The 22,644-nt window shown below is 70.9% G+C and carries 16 protein-coding genes and 1 pseudogene (1 of these 17 only partly in view); 9 read left to right on the top strand and 8 right to left on the bottom strand.

What is annotated here, in order from left to right; translation table 11 throughout:
- Nucleotides 1–38: 38 nt before the first annotated feature.
- Entirely contained in the window at nt 39–362 is a 324-nt protein-coding gene (locus AKJ08_RS12465) for a hypothetical protein (RefSeq protein ID WP_050726363.1), read from the top strand.
- A 69-nt stretch (nt 363–431) separates the two neighbouring features.
- Here the strand turns inward: AKJ08_RS12465 and AKJ08_RS12460 are convergent, their stop codons facing one another.
- Genes AKJ08_RS12460 through radC form a run of 3 tightly spaced genes read right to left on the bottom strand, consistent with a single transcriptional unit; the run spans nt 432 to nt 3,254 of the window.
- Complete coding sequence (locus AKJ08_RS12460) at nt 432–2,186, bottom strand: RecQ family ATP-dependent DNA helicase (RefSeq protein ID WP_050726362.1); 1,755 nt, start codon at nt 2,184–2,186, stop codon at nt 432–434.
- Nucleotides 2,187–2,199: 13 nt separating this feature from the next.
- Nucleotides 2,200–2,574, bottom strand: a complete 375-nt coding sequence (locus AKJ08_RS12455; RefSeq protein WP_050726361.1) for a hypothetical protein — start codon at nt 2,572–2,574, stop codon at nt 2,200–2,202.
- The gene (gene radC / locus AKJ08_RS12450) at nt 2,571–3,254 is read right to left on the bottom strand and encodes a RadC family protein (RefSeq protein ID WP_050727566.1); all 684 of its coding nucleotides are present in this window, start codon (nt 3,252–3,254) and stop codon (nt 2,571–2,573) included. Before radC ends, AKJ08_RS12455 begins: the two co-directional genes overlap by 4 nt.
- Before the next feature lie 274 nt (nt 3,255–3,528).
- Here radC and trxB point away from each other — a divergent pair, with 274 nt between their 5' ends.
- Nucleotides 3,529–4,464, top strand: coding sequence for a thioredoxin-disulfide reductase (trxB, locus tag AKJ08_RS12445; protein WP_050726360.1), 936 nt, complete (start codon nt 3,529–3,531; stop codon nt 4,462–4,464).
- A gap of 66 nt (nt 4,465–4,530) precedes the next feature.
- The gene (locus AKJ08_RS12440) at nt 4,531–5,355 is read left to right on the top strand and encodes a class I SAM-dependent methyltransferase (protein ID WP_050726359.1); all 825 of its coding nucleotides are present in this window, start codon (nt 4,531–4,533) and stop codon (nt 5,353–5,355) included.
- Here AKJ08_RS12440 and AKJ08_RS12435 read toward each other — a convergent pair.
- The 3 genes from AKJ08_RS12435 to AKJ08_RS12425 form a co-directional block, all read right to left on the bottom strand.
- On the bottom strand, nt 5,352–6,146 hold the full coding sequence (locus tag AKJ08_RS12435; protein WP_050726358.1) for a TatD family hydrolase: 795 nt from the start codon (nt 6,144–6,146) through the stop codon (nt 5,352–5,354). The genes AKJ08_RS12440 and AKJ08_RS12435 overlap by 4 nt on opposite strands.
- A 64-nt stretch (nt 6,147–6,210) precedes the next feature.
- Nucleotides 6,211–7,932, bottom strand: coding sequence for a gamma-glutamyltransferase (gene ggt, locus AKJ08_RS12430; protein WP_050726357.1), 1,722 nt, complete (start codon nt 7,930–7,932; stop codon nt 6,211–6,213).
- A gap of 35 nt (nt 7,933–7,967) precedes the next feature.
- The gene (locus AKJ08_RS12425; RefSeq protein WP_050726356.1) at nt 7,968–8,693 is read right to left on the bottom strand and encodes a response regulator; all 726 of its coding nucleotides are present in this window, start codon (nt 8,691–8,693) and stop codon (nt 7,968–7,970) included.
- Between the two features lie 132 nt (nt 8,694–8,825).
- Here AKJ08_RS12425 and glmU point away from each other — a divergent pair.
- From glmU to AKJ08_RS12405, 4 genes and pseudogenes are all read left to right on the top strand, one after another.
- Nucleotides 8,826–10,268: pseudogene (gene glmU / locus AKJ08_RS12420) on the top strand (bifunctional UDP-N-acetylglucosamine diphosphorylase/glucosamine-1-phosphate N-acetyltransferase GlmU); the annotation flags it as partial.
- Nucleotides 10,269–10,564: 296 nt separating this feature from the next.
- Nucleotides 10,565–12,397, top strand: coding sequence for a glutamine--fructose-6-phosphate transaminase (isomerizing) (gene glmS, locus AKJ08_RS12415; protein ID WP_050726355.1), 1,833 nt, complete (start codon nt 10,565–10,567; stop codon nt 12,395–12,397).
- 53 nt (nt 12,398–12,450) lie between these two features.
- The gene (gene thpR / locus AKJ08_RS12410; RefSeq protein WP_050726354.1) at nt 12,451–13,032 is read left to right on the top strand and encodes an RNA 2',3'-cyclic phosphodiesterase; all 582 of its coding nucleotides are present in this window, start codon (nt 12,451–12,453) and stop codon (nt 13,030–13,032) included.
- A 172-nt stretch (nt 13,033–13,204) separates the two neighbouring features.
- A complete protein-coding gene (locus AKJ08_RS12405; RefSeq protein WP_050726353.1) occupies nt 13,205–17,050 on the top strand; it encodes a hypothetical protein in 3,846 nt (1,281 codons plus the stop codon).
- On the opposite strand, the gene hemW is transcribed toward AKJ08_RS12405, so the two are convergent.
- Together hemW and AKJ08_RS12395 are read right to left on the bottom strand one after the other, a co-directional pair.
- Nucleotides 17,051–18,286 (bottom strand): radical SAM family heme chaperone HemW, encoded by a 1,236-nt coding sequence (gene hemW, locus AKJ08_RS12400; RefSeq protein WP_050726352.1) that lies wholly within the window; start codon nt 18,284–18,286, stop codon nt 17,051–17,053. It lies immediately after the preceding gene.
- Nucleotide 18,287: 1 nt separating this feature from the next.
- Nucleotides 18,288–19,043 carry a hypothetical protein gene (locus AKJ08_RS12395; protein ID WP_050726351.1) on the bottom strand — a complete coding sequence of 252 codons (756 nt, stop codon included), beginning with the start codon at nt 19,041–19,043 and terminating at the stop codon, nt 18,288–18,290.
- A gap of 264 nt (nt 19,044–19,307) precedes the next feature.
- On the opposite strand from AKJ08_RS12395, the gene AKJ08_RS12390 reads away from it, so the two are divergent.
- Both AKJ08_RS12390 and prmA read left to right on the top strand, forming a co-directional pair.
- The gene (locus AKJ08_RS12390; RefSeq protein WP_050726350.1) at nt 19,308–21,920 is read left to right on the top strand and encodes a M16 family metallopeptidase; all 2,613 of its coding nucleotides are present in this window, start codon (nt 19,308–19,310) and stop codon (nt 21,918–21,920) included.
- A 125-nt stretch (nt 21,921–22,045) separates the two neighbouring features.
- Nucleotides 22,046–22,644: the 5' portion of a 50S ribosomal protein L11 methyltransferase gene (gene prmA / locus AKJ08_RS12385; protein ID WP_050726349.1), read on the top strand. It continues 295 nt past the right edge of the window; only the first 599 of its 894 coding nucleotides appear in the window; it begins with the start codon at nt 22,046–22,048; its stop codon lies beyond the right edge, outside the window.

Raw genomic sequence — 22,644 nt, 5'->3', positions numbered from 1 at the left:
TGGCTGATGGGCCGGGCGATTCCCGTAGGCGCCAGGCCATGAGGCTCTTTCCGACTCTCGGGTTCCGGCTGGCCCTCGTCTACGGCGCGGCCGGCCTCTCCCTCGAAGTGCTCCACCACCATCTTCCCGAGTCGATCTACCGGCGCACCTCGGACGTGCTCTGCGCGCTGCCGTCGTGGCTGATCGCGACCCTGGGCTTCGACTCCACGCTCAATGCCGCGATGGCTACGGGCCGCCTCCCCGCCTGGCTCGCCGGCACCGCCGTCCCGCTGGTGGGAGTCGCGTCAATCCTGCTCCTCTCCCTTGGCGTCGGGTTGCTCTGGACCTTCGGCGGCGCGATCGGCTCGCTGAAGCATCGGTAGCCGTCAGAGCGTGTGAAGAAATCGGTCCCGCAGAAGCGGCCCCGACTTCTTCTTCGCCGCCACAAGCTCTCAGTCCGAGCTGCGCCGGGCCTGCGAGATGGTCGCAAGAATGTGCGGCCCGTACCGCTCCCACTTCGTCGGGCCGGCGCCGGCGACCGAGAGGAAGGCCTCCTCGGTCTGCGGCAGCGCCCGCGCGAAGGCGCGGAGCGCGCGGTCGTGGAAGACCACGTAGGGCGGCACTCCTTCCGCTTTTGCCAGGGAGAGCCGGAGCTCCTTGAGCGCCGCGAAGACCTCGCCGTCGTACGGTCCTTCGTCGTTCGCGGCAGTCGGGCGATCCTTTCGGCCGCGCCTCGACGCCGGCGCCGGGGCGAGCTCTTCGACCGGCGGCTCGCTCGGCCCGTTGCAGACGTCGCAGCCCGAGCACGGCACGGGCTCGTCCCCGAAATAGTGCAGGAGGTACGAGCGGCGGCATCCCTCGTGGTACGCGTAGCTCGACATCCGCCGCACCATCTGGAGCTCGCGCTGCCGCCTCGCCGCGATCCCGTCGAAGTCGACCCGAAGCTCGTCGTCCTCGAGCCCGGGCTCGAGGACGACGAGACCGCGGGCGCTGCGCTGGAGGTGGCCCGCCCGCTCGAGGTGCTTGATCGCCGAACCCACCTGGAGCGGGCTCGCGGAGACCGCGGCGGCGACCTGTCGCTCGCCGATCGGGAGCTCGCCATCACCCATGGTGCGCAGATGCTTCCACACGTCCCGCACCATGGCGGCGGACGGATGGTTCGCCTCCACCAGGCGCTCCTGGAGGTAGACGTCGGCGTGGTTGAAGAGCAGGACGGCGCGGGCAGGGCGGCCATCGCGGCCCGCGCGGCCGGCCTCCTGGTAGTAGGCCTCGATCGCCTTCGGGATGGCAAAGTGGGCCACGAATCGGATGGTGGGTTTGTCCACGCCCATCCCGAACGCGTTCGTGGCACAGACCACGGCGTCGTCCTGGGCCATGAACGCGTCCTGGATCCGCCTGCGATCGTCGTCGCCCATACCCGCGTGGTAGGCGAAGCTGCGGATCCCCCGGCCATCGAGCATCCCGGCCACCTTCTCGACGTCCCGCCGGGTCGCGCAATAGACGACCCCGCCTCCGTCCCGGCAGGACCGGACGATCCGACCGAGCTTCTCGTGCTCGTTGGCGACCTTCGCGACCTCGAAGAAGAGGTTGGGCCTGTCGAAGCCGGCCACCGAGACCTTGGGATCCTTGAGCCGCAGCACTCGGACGATGTCGTCCCGGACCTCCGGGGTCGCCGTGGCGGTGAGCGCCAGGGTCCTGGGCGGCCGAAGCACCCACCGCACCTGCCCGAGCCTCGTGTAGTCCGGCCGGAAGTCGTGGCCCCACTGGGAGATGCAGTGGGCCTCGTCCACCGCGTAGAGCGAAATCTCGATTTCCCGGATGGCCTCGACGAACGCCGCCGATCGGAAGCGCTCCGGCGCCACGTAGACGAGCTTGAAGGCGCCCCGCCTGACGGCGTCGAGGCGGCGCGCCTTTTCGGCGTCGTCGATCGACGAGTTGATGAAGGTGGCCGGAATGCCCCGGGCGGAGAGCGAGTCGACCTGGTCCTTCATCAGCGCCACCAGCGGGCTGACGATCAGCGCGGTCCCGGGGAGGAGCAGGGCGGGGAGCTGGTAGCAGAGGCTCTTGCCCGCTCCGGTGGGCATCACCGCGACGGTCGGCTTCCCGGCGAGGACCGAGCGGACCACGGCTTCCTGACCGGGGCGGAAGCCCGCGAATCCGAAGTGGCGCTCGAGCGCGCCGGCGATCTCGGCATGAGAGGGCTCCATGGAGCCCAGCGTTCTACCACGGGCGATCATCGGAGGAGCCCGTCGCGCGACGCCCGCTCAGATCTCGAGCGGCGAGAGCCAGTTGCGTTCCGCCAACGGCCAGTTCAGGGCGGACGAGCTCCGCCCGGAACTCCTTCCCCGTCCGATGGGTCTCCTCCTGCGATGCGAGGCAGCGATCGACCACCATTCCCGCCATCCCCTCGGCGCGCAGCCGATCCCGGGCGACGAGGGCGGAGCCACCATCGTCGAGGGCGGCGCGGACCACCGCGGCGATGCCGCGATCGAGCGCGCTCGACGAGCCCGAGCAGGCGTCTTCCGAGAGGATGGGCTGGAGCGTGAAGCCGGTGAGCGCGACCACGAAGGCCACGAGCGCGAGCGTCTCTTTCATAGCTTCCCCATCTCGGCGAGGCTCGAGAAGCCGCCGTCGGCAACGACCACGTGGTCCAGGAGGGAGAGGCCCAGGAGCTTGGAGGCCTCGGCGAGGCGGCGGGTCAGCTCAACGTCGTCCTTGGAGGGCGTGGGATCGCCGCTGGGATGGTTGTGCAGGAAGATCATCGCCGGCGCGGCTTCGCGGATCGGCGCCTCGAAGACGTCTCGCGGCGAGATCGCGCAGGAGGCCAGACCGCCCTCCGCCACCCGGCGATCGGCGACGAGGCGATGGCGCGTGTCGAGGAGGAGGACGTGGAAGACCTCGCGCGTGAGATGTGCCAGGCGAGGACGCGCGTAGTGGTAGACCTCGGAAGGCGTGCTGAGCCTGAGGTTCCGGCTGCGCGGCTCCTGGGCCCTGCGGCCGACCTCGAGCGCCGCCGCGAGGCGGGCGGCCCTGGCGGGGCCGAGATCACCGGCGAGCTCCTGGACGGAGACCCTGGCGAGCTCGGCGAGGGAGCCGTGGCGGGCGAGGAGGACCTCGGCAGTCCGTGTCGCGGGCCGCGGGCCGGCCGTGCCCAGGACGAGGGCGAGGAGCTCGACTTCGCCGAGGTGCGCGGAGCCCTTGGCCAGGAGCCTCTCGCGCGGTCGGACCTCCGCCGGCAGGAGCGGGCGGTCGATGGTGATTCCCTCCGAATTCATCTCTTGGCACCCCAGGTCGAGTTCGAGGAACCCCTGGGTGCAGCGCCGGTGCCAGAAGCCGGATGAATGGAAACTGTCCTCGAAACGCATACTTGGCTACGTCATCGAAGGACATGGAGAGGGAGCCGGGCCGGGCCCGGGCCGGAATGGCGGCCCCCGGGGTGCCGGCGCACGGGCCGCTTCGCCCGATTTCCTTGTGGTAGGGTTTTGCGCTTTTTCGTTCGCGGTAAAGCCGCAGCGGGGCCCGCGAGCGCACGGGCAGGAGAGAGCACGGATGGCAGACAAGCATGCGAAGGTGGTGATCATTGGCTCGGGCCCCGCTGGATACACGGCGGCGGTCTACGCGGCCCGGGCGGAGCTGGCGCCGGTCCTGATCTCGGGGCCCCAGCCTGGCGGGCAGCTCACGATTACCAGCGACGTGGAGAACTACCCGGGCTTCCCGGACGGGATCATGGGTCCGGAGATGATGGACCGCTTCCGCGCCCAGGCCGAGCGCTTCGGGACGCAGTTCGTGGACGGCTTCGTCTCGGAGATCGACATGAGCCGTCGCCCCTTCCTCATCTCGGTGGACGAGGGCCGCGAGACCTGGACGGCGGAGACGGTGATCCTGGCGACGGGCGCGTCCGCGAAGTGGCTCGGCATCCCCGGCGAGAAGGAGCTCATGGGCAAGGGCGTCTCCGCCTGCGCCACCTGCGACGGCTTCTTCTTCAAGGGGCAGGAGATCGTGGTGATCGGTGGCGGCGACACCGCGATGGAGGAGGCCACCTTCCTCACCAAGTTCGCGTCGCGCGTCACCGTGATCCACCGGCGCGACTCGCTACGAGCCTCGAAGATCATGCAGGAGAAGGCCCGGTCGAACCCGAAGATCTCCTTCATGTGGAACTGCGGCGTGACCGAGGTGCTGGGCGAGAACGGCGTCACCGGCGTGCGGGTCAAGAACCTCCACTCCGGCGAGGAGGCGGTCATCCCCTGCACCGGCTTCTTCGTGGCGATCGGCCACGAGCCGAACACGAAGATCGCCAAGGGCCAGCTCGACATGAACGAGGTCGGCTACATCAAGGTCAAGCCGGGGAGCACCCGCACCAACATCCCCGGGATCTTCGCCTGTGGCGACGCCGCCGACGCGGTCTACCGCCAGGCGGTGACGGCCGCCGGGACCGGCTGCATGGCCGCGATCGACGCGGAGCGCTTCCTCGAGCAGGGGGAGTAGCAGGAAGCGGCCCAAGGTTCGGAGAGGAAGGGTCGCCGGATCCGGCGACCCGCCGCGAGGAATCACATGCATTCCGTAACCAAACCGGTCACGACTGGTGACATCTACGACAAGCCGCTGCTGTACGACATCGCCTTCAGCTACCGCGACTTCCCGTCCGAGGTGGACGCCCTCGCGGCCTGGTACGCGCGCGTGGCCGGGAAGGCTTCCCCTGGCTCGGTGATCGAGCTCGCGTGCGGGCCCGCCGATCACGCGGTCGAATGGGATCGGCGCGGAGCGCAGGCTGCCGCTCTCGATCTCTCAAAGGCCATGTGCGAATACGCCGTCGGCAAGGCTTCGCTCCAGGGGGCAAAGGTCGAGGTCTTCTGCGCGGACATGATCGACTTCGCGCTGGAGCGCCGCTTCGACCTCGCCCTGCTGATGATCAACAGCGTGGCGCACATCCACACGGTCGAAGCGATGGTGCGCCACCTTCGTTCGGTCGCCGCGCACCTCGAGCCGGATGGCGTCTATGTCCTGGAGCTCCAGCATCCTCGGGATTTCGTGGGGCGGGGCGCGCGGCCGACGGGCGTGTCCCGGCCGTGGCGCGTGGAGCGCTTCGGCCTCTCGGTGGAGACCCGGTGGGGCTCACCTGACGATCCCTACGATCCCGTGCGTCAGCTCTTCGAAGCTCATGTGGAGATCCACGCGTCCGATGGAGAGCGCGAGGAGGTGGTCCGCGAGACCTGCACCATGCGCGACTGGGGATACGGCGAGCTCGAGGCGGCGGTGAAGCTCTCCGGTGCCTTCGAGATCGCGGAGCTCCACGGGGATTTCCTCGCGGACGCGCCCTTCGACGAGTCGAGCTGGCGGATGATCGTGGTCCTCCGCCGTTCCGACCTGAAGGTCTAGAGAACCCTCCGATCGACGCCGAAGAAGTCGATCGCGTTCTCATAGCCGACCCGCCTCGTGATCTCCGGCGAGATCCCCGCACGTTCGAGGAGGTGGAGCGTGCGGGGGACGGCGAGGAGATCGCTCGCCCCGGCTCCGGCCTCGGACGCGAGCAGGATGCCCGTGCCGCCGTACTGGCGGATGATCCGGACCGCGGCTTCCGCAGGGAGGCGCGCCGGATGCACGGTCAAGCAGGCGTGGAAGCCGAACTCGCGCACGACGCGTACGGTCCCCGGATCGCCCGCGCCGACCAGCACCTTCGAGGGCGGGAGCTCGCTCGCCTTGAGCAGGCTGAGGACGCGCCGCGCGATCGGCGGGTTGCTGCGGTCCGGCGTGTTGACGATGACCGGCACGCGGAGTGAAGCGGCGAGCTCGAGCTGCGCGACGAAGGCCTCCTCCTCCCGCTCTCCGCCCTCCGCGAGGCCGATCGCGCCGAGGGCGGCGACCCTGCCCCGGTCGAGGAGGGCCGGCAGCTCTGCGAGGGCCTGCCCCAGGCCCCGGATCGGGAGCCGCTGCGGATGGATCCCGACCGCGACGAACGGCGCGATGCCCGCCTTTCGGAGCCGCTCCGTCTGCGTGTCGATCTGCACCTCCAGGTAGCGGAGGAGGTCGCGGACGGAGTCCGCCGGTGCGTCGTCGCCTGCGATCGCGATCGCGGCCTCCACGCCGAAGTAGGCGAGGTCCTCGAGATCCCGATCGCCCAGGTTTTCGGCGTGGATCTGCGCGTCGAAGATCGGAGGCAGGCGATCCATCGAGGGAAAGGTAGCACCCCGTTCGCAGCCCGACGGCTCTATCGAGGCGCGTAGGCCAATCGCCTCACTGGGCGATGGCAGTGCCCGATCCGCGCGGATCGGCGGCTCCCGTCCGGACGCCCGTCTTCGGGTCGACCGCGATCATCGTGGCGTTGCTCCAGGTGCCGGCTTCTTCCAGCCGATGGCCGCGGAGGAGGAGGAGGCCCAGCGTCGCCGAGTCGAGGGCGAAGGGCTCGTAGAGCGTCACGTCGGGCAGGTGCTGGTGGTGGATCCGCCCGAGGCCGAGGGCCTTCTCCACGTCGGCACCGTACGCCAGAAGGGCGTAGAGGGCCCAAGCCACGGCCGTCGGGATGCGCGGACCGCCCGGCGACCCGACCACGACCCGGACCGGAGAGTCGGTGGTCGGGCCGTCGAACACGAGGGTTGGCGTCATCGAAGAGAGGGGGATCTTTCCCGGCGCGACCGCGTTGGCTGCGGAGCCGGAGACCCCGAAGGCGTTGGGGACGCCAGGGGCGATGGAGAAGTCGTCCATCTCGTCGTTCCAGAGGACACCAGTGCCCTTCGCGACGATGCCGGCGCCGAAGCCGTAGTTGACCGTGGTGGTGAGCGAGACCGCGTCGCCGGCCGCGTCGATCGTGCACAGGTGGGTCGTGTCCGTTCCGCCTCCCACCGCGCGAGCGTCCTCGGGTCCGAGCCCGAGCTCGGCGCCTTCGCCCGGCGGGATCGAGGTGGCGGGCGTGGACGGGAAGCCGATGGAGCTCACGAGACGCGCCGCCCGCTCCTTGGAGACGAGGGCCGCCACGGGGACGTCGATAAAGGCCGGATCGCCGAAGAGCGCGCGGTCCGCGAAGGCGCGCTTCATGGTCTCGATGAAGAGATGGAGCGAGACCGGATCGCGCCACGGCGTCTGGGCGGGCAGGGTCTCCAGGACGTTGAGCACGGTGAGCAGGACCGCGCCGCCGGCAGAAGGAGGCGGCGCGGTGGCGACGGCGTGGCCCATGTACGAGCCCACCAGGGGCTCCCGCTCTTTCACGCGGAAGCCCGCGAGGTCCGCCGCCTCGAGGATCCCGCCCCGCGAGCGGAGATCGGCGACGAGCTTCTTCGCCACCGCCCCGCTGTAGAAAGCGTTGGCGCCGTTCTTCGCGATCTCGCGGAGGGTCGCGGCCAGGTCTCTCTGCACGAGGAGGGTTCCGAGGGGAGGGACCTGTGCGGGGCCTCCCGAGGGATCCCGCACGAGGAAGATCCGTGACGCCTCCGGATCGCGGCGAAGGACGTCCAACCGGTAGCCCGCGTAGGTGCGGTAGCGCTCGTCGACACGGAAGCCCTCTTCCGCGATCCGGATCGCCGGCGCGAGGACCGTCGCCCGGTCGAGCTTGCCGTAGCGCTCCTGGAGGGCGAGGTAGCCCGCCACCGCTCCGGGGACGGCGACGGCGAGGGGGCCGTCGCGTGAGAGCGCGGGATCGGGCTTGCCGCCACGGAGGAACATGTCGCGCTTCGCGCGCGCCGGCGCGACTTCGCGGAAATCGAAGAAGCGGAGCTCCGAGCCCACCCGGACCAGCGCGAAGCCTCCGCCGCCCAGGCCGGAGGAGTTCGGCTCGGCCACCGCGAGGGCGAACGCCGAGGCCACCGCGGCGTCGACGGCGTTGCCGCCCTTGCGGAGCATCTCGACGCCGGCCGCGCTCGCCGCCGGATGAGCCGTCGCGACGAGCCCCGCCTCTCCCGCCGCCGGGAGGGCGAGGCAGGGCGAGGCGACGAGCAGGACGAAAAGCAGGAGGAGCGATCGCATGGAGTTGGCTGGTTGGCGCTATCGACCCGACAGGGTCAGGACCAGGCGAGCCCGCGACGCACCGCTTCCGCCGCCGCCTCTGCCTTCGAGGTGACGTCGAGCTTGCGGTAGAGGCTCTTCACGTGGCTCTGGATGGTGCCGAGGCTGATGCCCAGGAGCTTCGCCGCCTCGTCGTAGGTGAGCCCCTTGGCGAGGAGCGCCAGCACCTCGCGCTCACGCTTGGTGAGCTGCGCGCGAATGTCCGCGTTGCCGTCTCCCCCGAGACCGCCGCGCTCGAACTCGCCGAGAGGAATCCCCGCCTCGCCGGGTCGCGCCGCGATGCGAACCTCCTCGAGGAGGAAGCGGGCGATGGCGGGAGCGATGATCGATCCGCCTGCCGCGGCGATCCGCACGGCCGCCGGGAGCTCGGCGGTGTTGCCCTTCAGCAGATAGCCGCAGGCTCCGGCATGGAGCGCCTCGAGCGCCATGGATCGCTCGCCATGAGCCGTGAGGACGACGATCTCCGGCGGATCGGCGAGCTGGACGAGGCGTCGGGCCACTTCGGCGCCCGAGAGGTCCGGCAGCCCCAGGTCGATCAGGACGACGTCGGCGCGCCGCCCCAGAGAATTGGCTTCCATCAACGATGCGAGCGCGGTCCGCCCGCTCGTCCACGCGCCCACGACTTCCAGATCGGCGTTGGCGGCGAGCGTGTGACGAACGAGCGCGAGCTGCTGCGGATCGTCCTCCACGATCGCGACGCGGATCGTTTCCCCCTGAGGCATTCGATGGCTCCCTCGGAACAATTGCTGTTCCAGGTCTATCAAACTAGCGCGGCGCCCTCCATTCCGGGTCGAGAATATCGTGTATTTCGCGACGATTGACCGATCCCTGGCGTGCCTCTATCGTGCCGCGCAATGAGCGAGAGAGCGGCGATCATCCTTGCGGCGGGGAAGGGTACCCGCATGAAGAGCGGCCTTGCGAAGGCCCTTCACGAGGCCAACGGCAAGCCCCTGGCGTGGTACCCGATCCAGCGGGCGCTGGAGCTGGGCTGCGATCCCGTGGTGGTCGTGGTGGGCCACCAGGGCGACGAGGTCCGGCGGCAGCTGGCGGCCCACTTCCCTGGCGCGCCGTTGCGGTTCGCGGTGCAGGAAGAGCAGCTCGGCACGGGCCACGCCGTCCTCTGTGCGCGCCGCGCGCTGGCAGGCCACAAGGGACGGATCACCATCCTCTATGGCGACGTCCCGCTCCTCGAGCGGCCGACGCTGGAGAAGTTGATCGCAGCTGGGAAGGGACACCTCGTCGCCTTTCTCACGATGAACCCCAGCGACCCGACCGGGTATGGCCGCGTGATTCGGGGGCTCGATGGCAAGGTCCGCGCGATCGTCGAGGAGAAGGACGCGACGCCCGACGAGAGGCAGGTCCGCGAGGCGAACGGCGGCCTCTACGACTGCGACGCCCGCTTCCTCTGGAAGGCCCTCGCGAAGGTCGACTCTGGGAACGCGCAGCGGGAGTTCTATCTCACGGACCTGGTCGCGGCCGCCGCGCGAGCCGGCGACCCGGCGGTCGCGGTGCCGACGCCGGTGGACGAGCTCCAGGGGGTCAACGACCGCGTGGAGCTCGCCGAGGCGGGGCGGCGGCTCCGGCGGCGCGTGGCGGAGGGCCACATGCGCGCGGGCGTCGGCATCGTCGATCCCGACGCCGTCTACCTGGAGAACGAGGCAGAGCTGGCGCCGGGCGCCACGATCGAGCCGAACGTCTGGATCGCGGGCAGGAGCTCGGTCGGCGCCGGCAGCGTGATCGGCTTCGGGTCGGTGCTCGTCGATAGCACCGTGGGTGAAGGAGTCGTGGTGAAGCCCTACTCCGTGCTCGAGGGCGCGGTGGTCGGCGACCGGGCGATCGTCGGGCCGTTCGCCCGGCTCCGCCCCGGCACAGAGCTCGGCGCGGAGGTGCACATCGGCAACTTCGTCGAGACGAAGAAGACGACGATGGGCCGCGGCTCGAAGGCCAACCACCTCGCGTACCTCGGCGACGCGATGATCGGCGAGCGCTGCAACGTGGGGGCGGGCACGATCACCTGCAACTACGACGGCGTGAACAAGCTCCCGACCATTCTCGGCGACGATGTCTTCATCGGCAGCGACACGCAGCTCGTGGCGCCGGTGACGATCGGCGACGGCGCGTACGTGGGCGCGGGGGCGACGGTGACGGCGGACGTTCCGGCCGGCGCGCTCGCGCTCTCCCGCGCGCCCCAGGTGGTGAAGGAGGGCTGGGCCGACCGGAAGCGCGCGTCGGCGAAGGCGGCCTCCTCGGCAAAGGGAGCGAGCTCCAAGATCTCCGGAAAGTCGAAGGCATCGAAGTTGGCGCCCGCATCGAAGAACTCTGCGGCGAAATCGACCGCATCGAAGATCTCCGCGGCTGCGTCCAAGGCCTCCGGATCCAAGGCCGTGGCCGGCAAGACCGCCGCCGCGCGGAGCTCCGCAGCGAAGACCACGGAGGCCCGGCGAAGCGCGGTCCGCGCCTCCGGATCGAAGCGACCTCGCAAATAGTCTCCGGCCCGCGGTGACCCAGGGGCGCGCCCGGACCGACCGGGCTTGCCCTCCCCGGCATTCTCTTGCAGAGTCCGCCCGGATTTTCCGCCGGAGGGATCGACAAGATGTGCGGCATCGTCGGGTACGTGGGAAGCAAGGAGGCGGCGACGCTCCTCGTGGAGGGGCTCCGCAAGCTCGAATATCGGGGATACGACTCTGCCGGCGTGGCGGTCCTGAGCTCGAATGGCCTCGAGATCGCGCGCGCCAAGGGAAAGCTCGCGAACCTCGACGCGCTCCTCGCGCGCTCGCCCATCTCGGGGACCACCGGGATCGGCCACACCCGCTGGGCCACGCACGGCAAGCCCTCCGACGAGAACGCGCACCCGCATCGCTTCGAGAAGGTCGCGGTCGTCCACAACGGGATCATCGAGAACCACATCGCGCTCCGGGACGAGCTCCGCGCGGCCGGGCACGAGTTCGCGAGCGAGACGGACACCGAGATCTTTGCGCACCTCATCGCCCGTGAGCTCGCCGCCGGCGCCGCTTCCTTGGGCGACGCCGTCCGCTCGTCTCTGGAGAGCGTCCGCGGCGCGTACGCGCTCGTCGTCACCTCCGAGGATCATCCCAGCGAGATCGTCGCAGCGAAGAACGCTTCGCCGATGGTGCTGGGCCTGGGGGAGGGCGAGAACTTCGTCGCCTCCGACGTCCCCGCGCTCCTCTCGCACACGCGGCAGGTGATCTTCCTCGAGGAGGGCGAGGTCGCGGAGATCTCCGCCGACCGGATCCGCCTCACGGATCTCGCGGGCAAGGAGAAGACCCGGGCCGCGCAGCGAATCGACTGGTCGCCCGTGATGGCCGAGAAGGGCGGGCACAAGCACTTCATGCACAAGGAGATCCACGAGCAGCCGCGCGCCCTCGCCGACACCCTTCGGGGCCGGTTCAGCGAGGACGAGGGCGACACGCTCGTGGGAGAGGTCGACCTCGACCGTCGAACGCTCGAGACCGTCCGGCGGATCACGATCCTCGCCTGCGGTACGAGCTGGCACGCGGGCCTGGTGGGGAAGCAGCTCATCGAGCGCCTCGCGCGGATCCCCGTGGAGGTCGATCTCGCTTCGGAGTTCCGCTACCGCGAGCCGGTCGTCGACGGCTCCGTCCTGGCCCTCGCGATCTCGCAGTCGGGCGAGACCATCGACACCCTCGCGGCCCTCCGCGAGGCGAAGCGCCTCGGCGCCCGGACGATGGCGGTCTGCAACGTCCTTGGCTCGGCGATCGCCCGCGAGGCGGACGACGTCCTCTACACCCACGCTGGACCCGAGATCGGCGTCGCCTCGACCAAGGCCTTCACCACGCAGCTCACCGCCCTGGCACTGCTGGCGATCCGCCTCGGCAGGCTGACCGGCCACCTCGACGCCGAGGCGGGCCGTCGCTGGCTCGCCGCGCTCCGGGAGCTGCCGACCAAGGTCGAGAAGGCGCTTGAGGGCGAGGCGAAGGTGGTCGAGGTCGCCCACGCTATTCTCCAGGCCCGCGACGTGCTCTTCCTCGGACGCGGCCCCCAGGCGCCGGTCGCGCTGGAGGGCGCGCTCAAGCTCAAGGAGATCTCGTACATCCACGCCGAGGGCTACGCGGCTGGCGAGATGAAGCACGGGCCCATCGCGCTCATCGAGACGGATCTCCCGGTGGTGGTGATCGCGACCAAGGACGCGACCTACGAGAAGACCATCGGGAACATCGAGGAGGTGCGGGCCCGCGGTGGCAAGGTCGTCGCGATCGTCACCGAGGGCGACACCCACGTCCGCTCGATCGCCGATCACGTGATCGAGGTCCCGGACTGCGTTCCGCTGCTCATGCCCGTGGTCACGAGCATCCCGCTCCAGCTCCTGGCCTACCACGTGGCCGACCTCCGCGGCACGGACGTGGACCAGCCTCGCAACCTCGCCAAGAGCGTGACGGTCGAGTAGTTCCGCAGGGCCGCGCCGAAGCGCCTAGATTCAGGGGCGAAAGGGGAACGCGCTTGCGGCTCTTCGTTGCGGTCGATCCGGACGATGAGATCCGGGCGGGGATCCGGCGTGAGGTCGAGCGCCTCCGCGGCCTCTCGCCCGACTCGAAGTGGGTGCGGCCCGAGGGGATGCACCTCACCCTCGCGTTCCTCGGGGAGATCGACGAACCGGTGGTCCCGGATCTCGAGGAGGTGGTGGTGCGGGTCGCCGCCCGCCACCCGCCGATCACCCTCGAAGGAACGGGAGGGGGCGCCTTCGGGAGCGCCAAGCGGCCCAAGGTGCTCTGGGGCGGGTTGTCCGGCGAGGTCGGCGCCCTCGCGGCGCTGAAGGGCGATCTGGAGCAGGCGCTGGTCCCGTTCGGCTACAGCCCCGAGACCCGGCCGTTCGTTCCCCACCTCACGCTCGCCCGCTCACGGAACCACTACGGGGATCACTCCCTGGCCGCTTGCGTGAGTCCGCTCGAGGAGTGGGAGCTCGGGCGTTTCCAGGTGGGGGAACTGATCCTCTACCAGAGCGTCCTCTCGCCCGAGGGCGCTCAATACACCGCGCTCCGTCGGGCGCCGCTGGGCGGCGCCTCGGATCGGCCGAGCGTCTAGACGGCTCATGCGCGGTCGTTGCGATCGGACGATCGCGCGCACGCTCGGAATGTGCTCGAGCGGCGCGCCGGACGGGAAGGGATCGAGGGCCGGAAACGGTTGGGGGCGGGCGCGGTGTGATATTCCCGCATGACCGAGGCCGCGCAACCACGCCTCTTTCGGAGCCTCTGCCTTGCGCCATCTCTCCCTCGCTTCCACCGCACTCGTGTGCGCATGGCTCCTCGCCGCCGGCTGCAGCGGTGGCCCCCGGCCTCCGCTGGAGGCTCTCGCCGACGCAGCGAAGAAGGTCGAGAAGGGCGGCGGAACCGGCCGCGACCTGGCGCTCGCGGCGTGGGACGCCTGGCTCGTGGGCGCGGACGCCTCGCGGATGGAGACGCTCGCCGGGCAGGCGATCGAGCGATCGCCGGCCGATCCCTGGGCGCACCTCGCCCTCGCGGAGGCCGCGCGGAGGCGCCTCGACTCGCCGGCGGAGGCCGCCGCGCTGGCGTCGCTGATCGAGCGCGCGCCGTCCCATCCGCTCTCGATCGCGGCGGCAGGGCGCCTGGGCGAGCTCGTCCGGACCTCCTCGACCCTCGACGCCACGATCGACGCGCGGGCCTCGGCGCTCCTCGGGGCGGGAGGCCTCGACCCGGAAGCTGCGGCGCGACTCCGCTCGGCCGTGCGAAGGACGCGGGACGAGCAGGGGCTCGACGTGCTGCGGGAGGCGGTCGCGGCCGCAGGCGCCATGAGCGCCGCCTCCGTGGTGGGCCCCTTCTCCCCCTGGAGCAGCCTCGATCTCGGCACGCCCTTTCCCCCTGAGCGGGCGGCTCCCGTCGCCGCGCGCTTCCAGGGCTCGAGCGGCGACGAGCTCGCGCCGAGGCCGTTCGAGCTCCCGGCGGGCTGGCTCTCGCTCCGCCCGGAGCTGCGCTCCGGCGACGTCTACTACGCGCTGGCGGTTGCCACGGTTCCCTCGCAGGGGCGCTACGTGGCGCGCCTGACGACGAGCCCGAGCACCAGCGTGGCGCTCTTCGTCGACGGTCTGGAGATTTCGCGGCGGAGCGCCTACGACGCGTCGGCGCCGACGATCGCCGGCGCCGAGCTGGATCTCCCTGCGGGTTCCCACCTGGTGGCGATCAAGGTCGGGAGGGGGAGCGGACCGGGCAGCTTCTCGCTCTCGCTCGCGCCGGCGACCGGCGCGCCCTCGCCGATCGAGTGGCGGGCGGCGAAGGCCGGCGACGGACCTGGCAGGATCCCCCGCGTGATCGGCGCCCTCCGGACGGGTGCCCGCGACCTCGCCTCGAGGCTCGAGCCGGAGGCCGGGATCCTCGGCGCTCTCGTAGCGGCCAGGGACGCGCGGCAGGTGGACCCTGAAGGCGCCAAGCGCGTGATCGCGTCGGCGCTCGAGCTCCTCCCCCGCTCGGCGCCGCTCCTCGGCCTTCGGGCCGACCTCTCCCGCTTCGACGAGACCCTCCCGGAGAAGATCGGGCAGGCGCGCGCCGCCGCCGATCTCGAGGCGGTGCTCGCGCGGGATCCCTCGAACCCCTGGGCGCTCTGGTCCGCGTCGTCCCTCCTTCGCGGCGCAGGCCGCCACGACGACGCCCTCGAGAAGCTCGAGGCCGCCGGGCGCGTGACTCCCTCGTCGACGCTCGGTATCGCGAAGGCGCGGATCGCGAGGACGCGGGGCTTCGACGCACAGGCAATTGAGCTCGCGAGGGAAGTCCTCGACCAGGATCCCGGGAGCTGCCCGGCGGGCGATCTCGTCTTCGAGCTCTCGCGACGGTTCGACGCGGTGGCGGACGCCGACGCCGCGGCGACCTCGTTCGCCACGTGTCCAGGGGGACGGGCGCGGCTCGCCGGGCTCCTCGGCGATCGCGGCCGCGACGGTGAGGCGCTGAGGCTGGCGAGGGAGCTGGCGCAGGAGGATCCGCAGGATCTGGCCTCGAACCTTCGCCTCGCCGAGCGACTCCTCGCCTTCGGTGAGCCGGCGCGGGCTTCCGAAGTCGTCGCGCGCCTCGAGGCGGCGTGGCCGCGATCGTCGTACCTCGCCGGGCGCAGCGCGGAGCTGCTCGAGCGCGCGGGGGACGCCGAGGGAGCGCAGGCGGCCCGCAAGCGAGCCCTCGCCCTCGATGGCAGCGATCTCGCGCTGCGGCGAATGGCCGCCTTCGAGGCCGGAGCGGACATTCTCGCCGAGTACGATCGGGACGGTCTGGAGATCATCCGCCAGTTCGAGCCGCGCCGGCGCTTCGACACGCCCGCGGTGGTCCTCTTCGACTTTGGCGGGGCGGAGGTCTATGCGGACGGCTCGTTCGTCGAACGGATCCACACGGTCGCGAAGATCCTCGACAAGCGCGGGATCGATCTCCTCGGGGAGGTGAACCTTCCGGCGGGCGCCGAGGTCATCCACCTCCGGACCATCAAGCGCGACGGGCGGATCGTCGAGCCCGAGAGCATCGCGGGGAAGGACTCGATCTCGCTCCCGAACCTGGAGGTCGGGGACTTCGTCGAGATCCAGTACCTCTCCGCCACCGCTTCCCGGGGCGCCGCCCTCGCCGGGTGGAGCGCCTCGCCCTTCTATTTCCGGGCCGAGGGGACGCCGCTGCTCGAGTCGATCTACGTGGTGCGCGCGGAGAAGAAGGCGGGCCTCGAGCTCGACCTGCACAACGGCGCCCAGGGCGCCGAGGTGAAGGACGACGGCATGCACCTGCTCGCGATCATGAGGAGCCATGACGGCCAGGTGTTCCTGCCCGAGCCGACCTCGGTGCGCCGCGACGAGGTCCTCCCGTGGGTGCAGGCGGGCAGTGGCGCCGACGAGGGACGCCTCGCCTCCGCCTTCGCGGACAACCTCGCCGGGAGCGCCAAGCGCAGCTTCGAGGTCGCGGAGTGGGCGCGGGCCGTCAAGGCTGGCGCGCCGGGCCAGGGCCGCGATCGCAACGCCCTGGTGCGCGCGCTCTACGAGCGGGTCATGGAGGAGATCGACGGATCGGACGCATCGTTCGGCCATCCTGCCTCTCAGGTCCTGGCGCAGAAGCGCGGCAACCGCCTGCTCCTCCTCAAGGCGGCCCTCGACGAGCTCGGAATCGAGAACCGCTACGCTGCCGTACGCACATTCGATCAGATGCCGACCGACCTGCGCTTCCCTCGTCCCGAGCGCTGGGCCCGCCTGGTGCTCGTGGTCCGGCCGGAGCCGGCCGGCGGCCTGGTCTGGCTCGATCCCGCACAGCGGTGGGCGCCGTTCGGACAGGTGGAGCCCCTGGCCCAGGGCGCTCCGGCCTGGCTCCTGCCCACTGCCGGCGAGCAGGCGCCGACGGCATCCAGCACCCCGGTCTCGACCGGAAAGCCCCAGGGGAGAGAGGTCGAGATGAAGCTCACGCTCCGTGACGACGGCTCCCTCGAGGGCCGCGGGGTGGAGCGCTACCTCGGCTTCGACGCGGCGTGGGCCCGGACGAGCCTCGAGAAGCTCGACGGCGACCGCCGCAGGCAGGTGGTGGAGTCCGCGCTGGCGAGGGGCTTCCGCGGCCTCGTCCTCGAGGAGCTCGACGTCCAGACCGAGGGAGAGTCGGGTGCGCCGGTCTCGATCTCGTACGGCTTCCGCGTTCCCGACTTCGCCCACGACGCCGGCGGCGGGCGCGTCTCGGTGGACCTCGACTTCTTCGCGGCCCAGCTCGGCAGGCGCTTCCTCGCGCGAGGGGATCGCGAGACGCCCCTTTTGCTCCGCACCCCCGAGCGCGTCGAGACCCGGATCGACCTCGAGCTGCCTCAGGGCCTCGCCCCCGTGATCAGCCCGGAGGCTGCGCGGGAGCTCGGTCCACATGGGAGCTACAAGCGCGTGGTAGCGGTGGTCCCCGGGCGCCTCAGCCTGCAGGAGGAGCTGGAGATCTACAGGGGCCGCGTGCCGCCCAGGGACTACGCCGCGTTCGCGGGCTGGGTCTCCGCGGTCGACCGCGCACAGGCCGCAGAGCTCGTGCTCTCCCGCACCGGCACCCGGACGGTGGCGCCTTCCGAGAGCGCCAAGGCCGATCCGGAGCCGACCGTCGAGTGACTAGATGATCGGCAGGAGGGGTTTGCTCGCCGCGGGCTCGCCTCTCACCGTCGAGTCGCCAGACGGGAGGAGCTGCACCGCGACCTCAGTGTGGTAGTCCATTCCACGCTCGGTGCAGCGGATCCAGGCGCCTTCTTCTTCCAGGAGCCCCTGCGCCACGAGGCGGGCCACCGCAGCCCGGGTCGAGGGGGGGACCGCGCCGATCGTCTCCGCCGCCGCCCGATCGAGATCGAGCCCGTCGACCAGCCGAAGGCCCAGGAAGATCCGCTCCTCGAAGAGCTCGGGCCTCGTGATCTCGTCTCGCTCGACCTCGGGGCTCCGTCCCGCCTCCACCGCCTCGAGCCAGGCCTCCGGCTTGCGGGGGTTCCCGTAGCGGAGCCCGCCGTCCTTCACGGGACGGTAGCCGTGGGCGCCGCATCCGGCCGCCACGTACTCCCTCCCCATCCAGTAGAGCGAGTTGTGCCGGGACTCGAACCCCGCCTTCGCAAAGTTCGAGATCTCGTAGCGCCGGAGGCCGGCGTCCTCGAGCGCCGCGCGGACGAGGCGGCCCATCCGTTCCTGGAGGGCGTCGTCCGCCACTTGCACCTTGCCGCGCCGGACGTCCTTTGCCAGGCGCACGTCCTCGGCCAGGCCTTCTAGTGTCAATCCGTAGCACGATATGTGCTCGGGCCCCAGCTCGATCGCGCGGCGCACGTCCGCCTCCGCGATGGCCTCCGTCTGGTGCGGGCCTCCGAAGATCAGGTCCAGGGAGACGTTCTCGAAGCCCGCGCGACGTGCCTTCTCCAACGCGTCGCCCGCCTCCTCCCCGGAGTGCCTCCGTCCCAGGCCGGCGAGGATCGCCGGATGGAACGACTGCACGCCGATGGAGAGTCGGTTCACGCCCGAACGACGGAGCTCGGAGAAGCGCTGCGCCTCGGAGGCGCCGGGGTTGGCCTCGAGCGTGATCTCGCAGGAGGGGGCGAGGCCGAAGAGCCGATCGACGGCCTCGATGGTCTCGCCGACGCGGCGCGGCTCCCAGAGCGAGGGAGTCCCGCCGCCGAAGTAGAGCGACTCCACGCCGTGCTCGGGGCGGCCGTGCTCGGCGGCCCGGAGGGCGAGCTCGGCCGCGATCGCCTTGGCGTACCGCTCGTGCGGGATCGACTCGGCGACCACCGAGGCGAAGTCGCAGTAGGGGCATTTCGAGAGGCAGTAGGGGAAATGTACGTAGACGCCGAAGCGGGATGCGAACGAGACCAAATCAGCGATCGCGTCGGACGGCCTGTGCCGCGTAGCGATCGACCTCCGACAGTAGAAACTCGTTCTGGGCCGTCAGATCCTCCAGCTCGGCGCGCAGGCGTGCGAGCTCGGGCCCGTGCGAGGCCTCGCCCGTGCCGCCCGGGCCCGTCTTTTCCCTGGTGAGCTGATCGATCCGCTTCTGGAGGCGGTCGTTCTCCAGGTCGCGGGAGGCCAGCTCGCCGGCGAGCCGGGAAATCTGGGCGGCGAGATCGTCCTGCATCCCCTCGCGCTCCTGGCGGAGGCGGCCCACCTCCGCGGCGAGCGCCGCGCGCTCGTCCTGGAGCGCCGCCAGCGCGAGTCTCGTCTCCTCGGTCTTCGACCGGGCTGCGGCGACGGCCGAGCTTCGGGCTTCGAGCTCGGCGTGGAGCTCGTCGATCTCCCGCGTCCACGCGCCGCGCTCCTCCTGCACCGCCTCGAGCTCGCCCTCGAGCTCGGCGATCCGCGCGCCGAGGTTGCCGCGCTCGTCCGCCATGCGCGCCTCGAGCTCGTCGCGCAACCGGGCGAGCTCCGAGTCGAGCTCGAGCGCCGGACGGGGAAGCTCCCCATCGATTCCGAGCGCCGGCTCGGATGCGTGATGCTCGTCCGGCGAGAGGTCGATGAGATCCGCGTCGTCCAGGACCTCGTCCGGCTCCACCTCGACGTAGGCGTCGTCGGGACCCGGCGTCGCCCACTCGTCGGTCGGGCTCGGGGCGTCGGCTTCGAGGATGTGCTTCTCCATGGAGGAGGCCTCCCGATTGTTCAGCGATCGACGGACTCTATCACGTCGCGCGAAGTGCGGGACCCGCTCGACGTCGTTGACAGGAGAGGGGCGGCGCCGCACCTTCGCCGGGCGACCTTCGCCTCGTTCGTTCGCTGCGCCTGCAATCGGCATGCGCTTTCGCCCGTTCGGGGCTAGATCCGGTGTTGCGCGCGGCGCTCTCGAGCCCTTCGCACCCTCGGCACCCGTTGCCAGCCCGGCCTCGTCCGGGAGGAAGGCTTCCACGTGCAGTACCGGCTCCCCAACGGCCTCACCGTCATCCTGGAACAGAATCGGGCCGCACCCGTCGTCGCGCTGCAGGCCTGGGTCCAGGTTGGCTCCGCCGACGAGTCGGATCGCGAGGCCGGGCTCGCCCACCTGCACGAGCACATGCTCTTCAAGGGAACGAACCGGCGCGGTCCCGGTGAGATCGCCCGCGACATCGAGTCCCGCGGCGGCGAGGTCAACGCGTGGACGAGCTTCGACCAGACCGTCTACCACCTCACGATCGCGTCCTCGTTCTTCGAGGAGGGCCTGGAGGTGCTCACCGATCAGGTCCGCGACTCCGTCTTCGATCCCGATGAGCTCTCGCGCGAGATCGAGGTGGTGATCGAGGAGATCAAGCGGGCGGGTGACATGCCGTCGCGCCGCGCCTCGCGCGCCCTCTTCGAGAGCGCGTACACCGCCCACACCTATGGGAGGCCGGTGATCGGCTTCCCCGAGACGGTGCGGAGCTTCACGCGGGACGACGTCCTCGGCTTCTACCGTCGTCACTACACCCCGGACAACGTCGCGCTGGTGATCGTGGGCGATTTCGATCCCGAGAAGGCCCGCGCGCGGATCGACGCGCTCTGGGGCGACGCGAAGGGACGGCACGGCGGCCGGCACGCGCGTACCCCGGAGCCCGAGCCGACCGGGTTCCGGACCAAGGTGATGCGCGAGGCGGTCCAGGAGACGCACCTCGCCCTCGCGTGGCCGATCCCCCACATCCTCTCGGATGATCTCGTCGCCCTCGACCTCGCCGCGGCGGTCCTCGGAAACGGAGACAGCGCGAGGCTGGTACAGGAGGTGAAACGGGATCGGCACCTCTGCAACGAGATCTACTCGTACGCCTACACGCCGAAGGACCCCGGCCTCTTCGTCGTCGGCGCCGCGCTCCGGCACGAGCAGGCGCCGGCCACGATCCGCGAGGCGCTGAGGCAGGTCTACCGCCTGCGGGCCGAAGGGCCGTCGGGGAAGGAGCTCGAGGTCGCCAAGCACCTCGTCGAGTCCGAGCAGATCTGGCAGCGGGAGACCGTGCAGGGTGTGGCGCGAAAGCTCGGCTTCTACGAGACCGTCACCGGCTCGCTCGACTTCGAGAGGCGCTACTACGAGGCCCTCCGCAGCGTCACCTCCGACCAGATCCGCGACGTCTGCGATCGCTTCCTCCGGTCGAGCCGATTGAACGCGATCCTGCTCGGCGGCGAGGAGCTCCCGCTCGGCGAAGAGGAGGTCGCGGCGATCGCGGAGGAAGAGGAGCGAGGGGTCCCGTCCCGCCGCCAGGCGGCAGCGGCGCCTCCTCCGCGGCCGGCCGCGGCTGCGGAAGTCCCGCCGACCTTCCCGAAGAAGGCCCGGACCCCGGGCGCGGCGGGGATCTTCCGCGAGAGGCTGGCCTCCGGCGCGACCGTCCTCGTGAAGCCCGAGCCCTCCGTCCCGGTGGTCGCGGTCAGGGCCGCCTTCCTCGGCGGGCTCCGCTTCGAGGACGAGAGGACAAACGGAATCAACCACCTTCTCGCCCGCACGATCACGAAGGGGACCGGGAAGCGGAGCGCCAAGGAGCTCGCCGCTCTCTCCGACGAGCTGGCGGCCTCGTTCGTCGGGGCGTCCGGACGGAATTCCTTCGGATTCCGGGGCGACTTCCTCGCGACGAAGTTCGAGCCCGCGTTCCGCCTCTTCGCCGAGTGCCTCCGCGATCCCGGCTTCGGCGACCGGGAGGTCGAGCGGGAGCGAGCACTCCAGCTCGAGGAGATCCGGACGCGGGACGACAGCCCCGCCAGCGTGGCCTTCGATCTCTTCTCGCGAGCCCTCTACACCCGCCATCCGTACCGCTTCGATCCGCTCGGCACGGCGGAGAGCCTCGCCGCCTTCGACCCCGCCGCCATCGGTTCCTGGTACGAGGGCCGGTACGGCGCCGACAACCTCGTGCTCTCGATCGTCGGCGACGTCGAGCCGAACACGGCCTTCGGCCTCGCCGAGGAGCTCTTCGGAGAGTGGGCCTCGAAGCGCGCGACTCCCCCCGTAGTCGGGATCGAGCCATCCCCCGCAGAGGCCCGCCGAGCCTCCCGCCAGATGGACAAGCAGCAGGCTCACCTGATCCTCGGCTTCCTCGGAGCCCGCTTCCAGGATCCGGAGCGGCACGCCCTCGGCGTGCTCGCGAGCGTCCTCGCCGGCCAGGGAGGCAGGCTCTTCTTCGAGCTGCGCGACAAGCGTTCGATGGCCTACTCGGTCACCGCGTTCAACCTCGAGGGCATCGACCACGGTTACTTCGGCGTCTACATCGGGACCTCGCCGGAGAAGCTGGCGGACGCCGAGGCCGGCATCCGCGACGAGCTCGCGAAGGTGATCGCCCAGCCCATCACCGACGAGGAGCTCCTCCGGGCGCAGCGGTACCTCGTCGGCAGCCACGCGATCGGCCTGCAGCGGAACGACGCGCGCGCCGCATCGATCGCCCTGGACGAGGCCTACGGCCTCGGCGCCGAGAGCTTCTCGCTCTACCGGGAGCGGATCGAAGCCGTCACGCGAGAGCAGGTCCAGGACGCCGCCAAGCGCTACCTCGATCTCGACCGGAGCGTAGTCGCGGTGGTCTCGCCTTCCGCCTAGCCCAGGCTGAAATTTCCTCGATGGCGCGTTCTCGTGACGCGCCGCGGGAGCGTCGGCCTCGACGGCCCCCTGGCTCCGTGGTAACGCGGCCGCAGCGGACCCTCCCGTCCCGATTCGAGGTCATCGTGCCCAAGTACCTGGCGCTCACGTTCGACGTGCCCGCCGAGCTCTGCGAGCTCGCCGCTTCGCTCCTTCACGACGCCGACGCCCAGGGCGTCGAGATCCGCGATCGGGAAGTCCTCCCGCCTCCCGGTATGACCCCGGTCCCGGAGGGGCGCGCGGTCGCGATCGGGTACTTCGGCGACGAGGTCGAGGGCGATCCGATCCTCGCCGAGGTTCGGGCCGAGCTCGAGGCGCAGGCGGAGGGGCAGGAGATCCGCGCCGGCCTCGAGCGCCTGGACGATCAGAACTGGTCGGAGACCTGGAAGCTCCACTTCCAGCCGCTGCACGTAGGCGGGCGGCTCTGGGTGCTGCCGCCGTGGGAGCGCGCGCCCGAGGGCCAGATCGCCGTGGTGATCGAGCCCGGAATGGCGTTCGGCACCGGCGGGCACGCCACCACCGCGCTCTGCCTGGAGGGGACGCTCGAGGCCCTCGAACGCCGTCCGTCCGCCAGCGCCGCCGACATCGGCTGCGGGAGCGGCATCCTCGGGATCGCCGCGGCGAAGCTGGGCGCGAAGCGGGTCGTGATGATCGACAACGATCCCGTCGCGGTCGCCGTCGCGAA

The sequence above is a fragment of the Vulgatibacter incomptus genome (genome assembly GCF_001263175.1).
Taxonomy (GTDB): domain Bacteria; phylum Myxococcota; class Myxococcia; order Myxococcales; family Vulgatibacteraceae; genus Vulgatibacter; species Vulgatibacter incomptus.
The sequence above is the reverse complement of the archived record's forward strand: the minus strand, read 5'-3'. Positions and strand labels throughout refer to the sequence as shown.

Excerpts from the sequence above, each read along its gene's own strand:
- ggt (WP_050726357.1), bottom strand. The coding sequence starts at position 7,932 with ATGCGATCGCTCCTCCTGCTTTTCGTCCTGCTCGTCGCCTCGCCCTGC.
- AKJ08_RS12440 (WP_050726359.1), top strand. The coding sequence starts at position 4,531 with ATGCATTCCGTAACCAAACCGGTCACGACTGGTGACATCTACGACAAG.
- AKJ08_RS12435 (WP_050726358.1), bottom strand. The coding sequence starts at position 6,146 with ATGGATCGCCTGCCTCCGATCTTCGACGCGCAGATCCACGCCGAAAAC.
- AKJ08_RS12460 (WP_050726362.1), bottom strand. The coding sequence starts at position 2,186 with ATGGAGCCCTCTCATGCCGAGATCGCCGGCGCGCTCGAGCGCCACTTC.
- glmS (WP_050726355.1), top strand. The coding sequence starts at position 10,565 with ATGTGCGGCATCGTCGGGTACGTGGGAAGCAAGGAGGCGGCGACGCTC.
- trxB (WP_050726360.1), top strand. The coding sequence starts at position 3,529 with ATGGCAGACAAGCATGCGAAGGTGGTGATCATTGGCTCGGGCCCCGCT.
- AKJ08_RS12395 (WP_050726351.1), bottom strand. The coding sequence starts at position 19,043 with ATGGAGAAGCACATCCTCGAAGCCGACGCCCCGAGCCCGACCGACGAG.
- AKJ08_RS12425 (WP_050726356.1), bottom strand. The coding sequence starts at position 8,693 with ATGCCTCAGGGGGAAACGATCCGCGTCGCGATCGTGGAGGACGATCCG.
- radC (WP_050727566.1), bottom strand. The coding sequence starts at position 3,254 with ATGAATTCGGAGGGAATCACCATCGACCGCCCGCTCCTGCCGGCGGAG.
- AKJ08_RS12465 (WP_050726363.1), top strand. The coding sequence starts at position 39 with ATGAGGCTCTTTCCGACTCTCGGGTTCCGGCTGGCCCTCGTCTACGGC.
- AKJ08_RS12455 (WP_050726361.1), bottom strand. The coding sequence starts at position 2,574 with ATGAAAGAGACGCTCGCGCTCGTGGCCTTCGTGGTCGCGCTCACCGGC.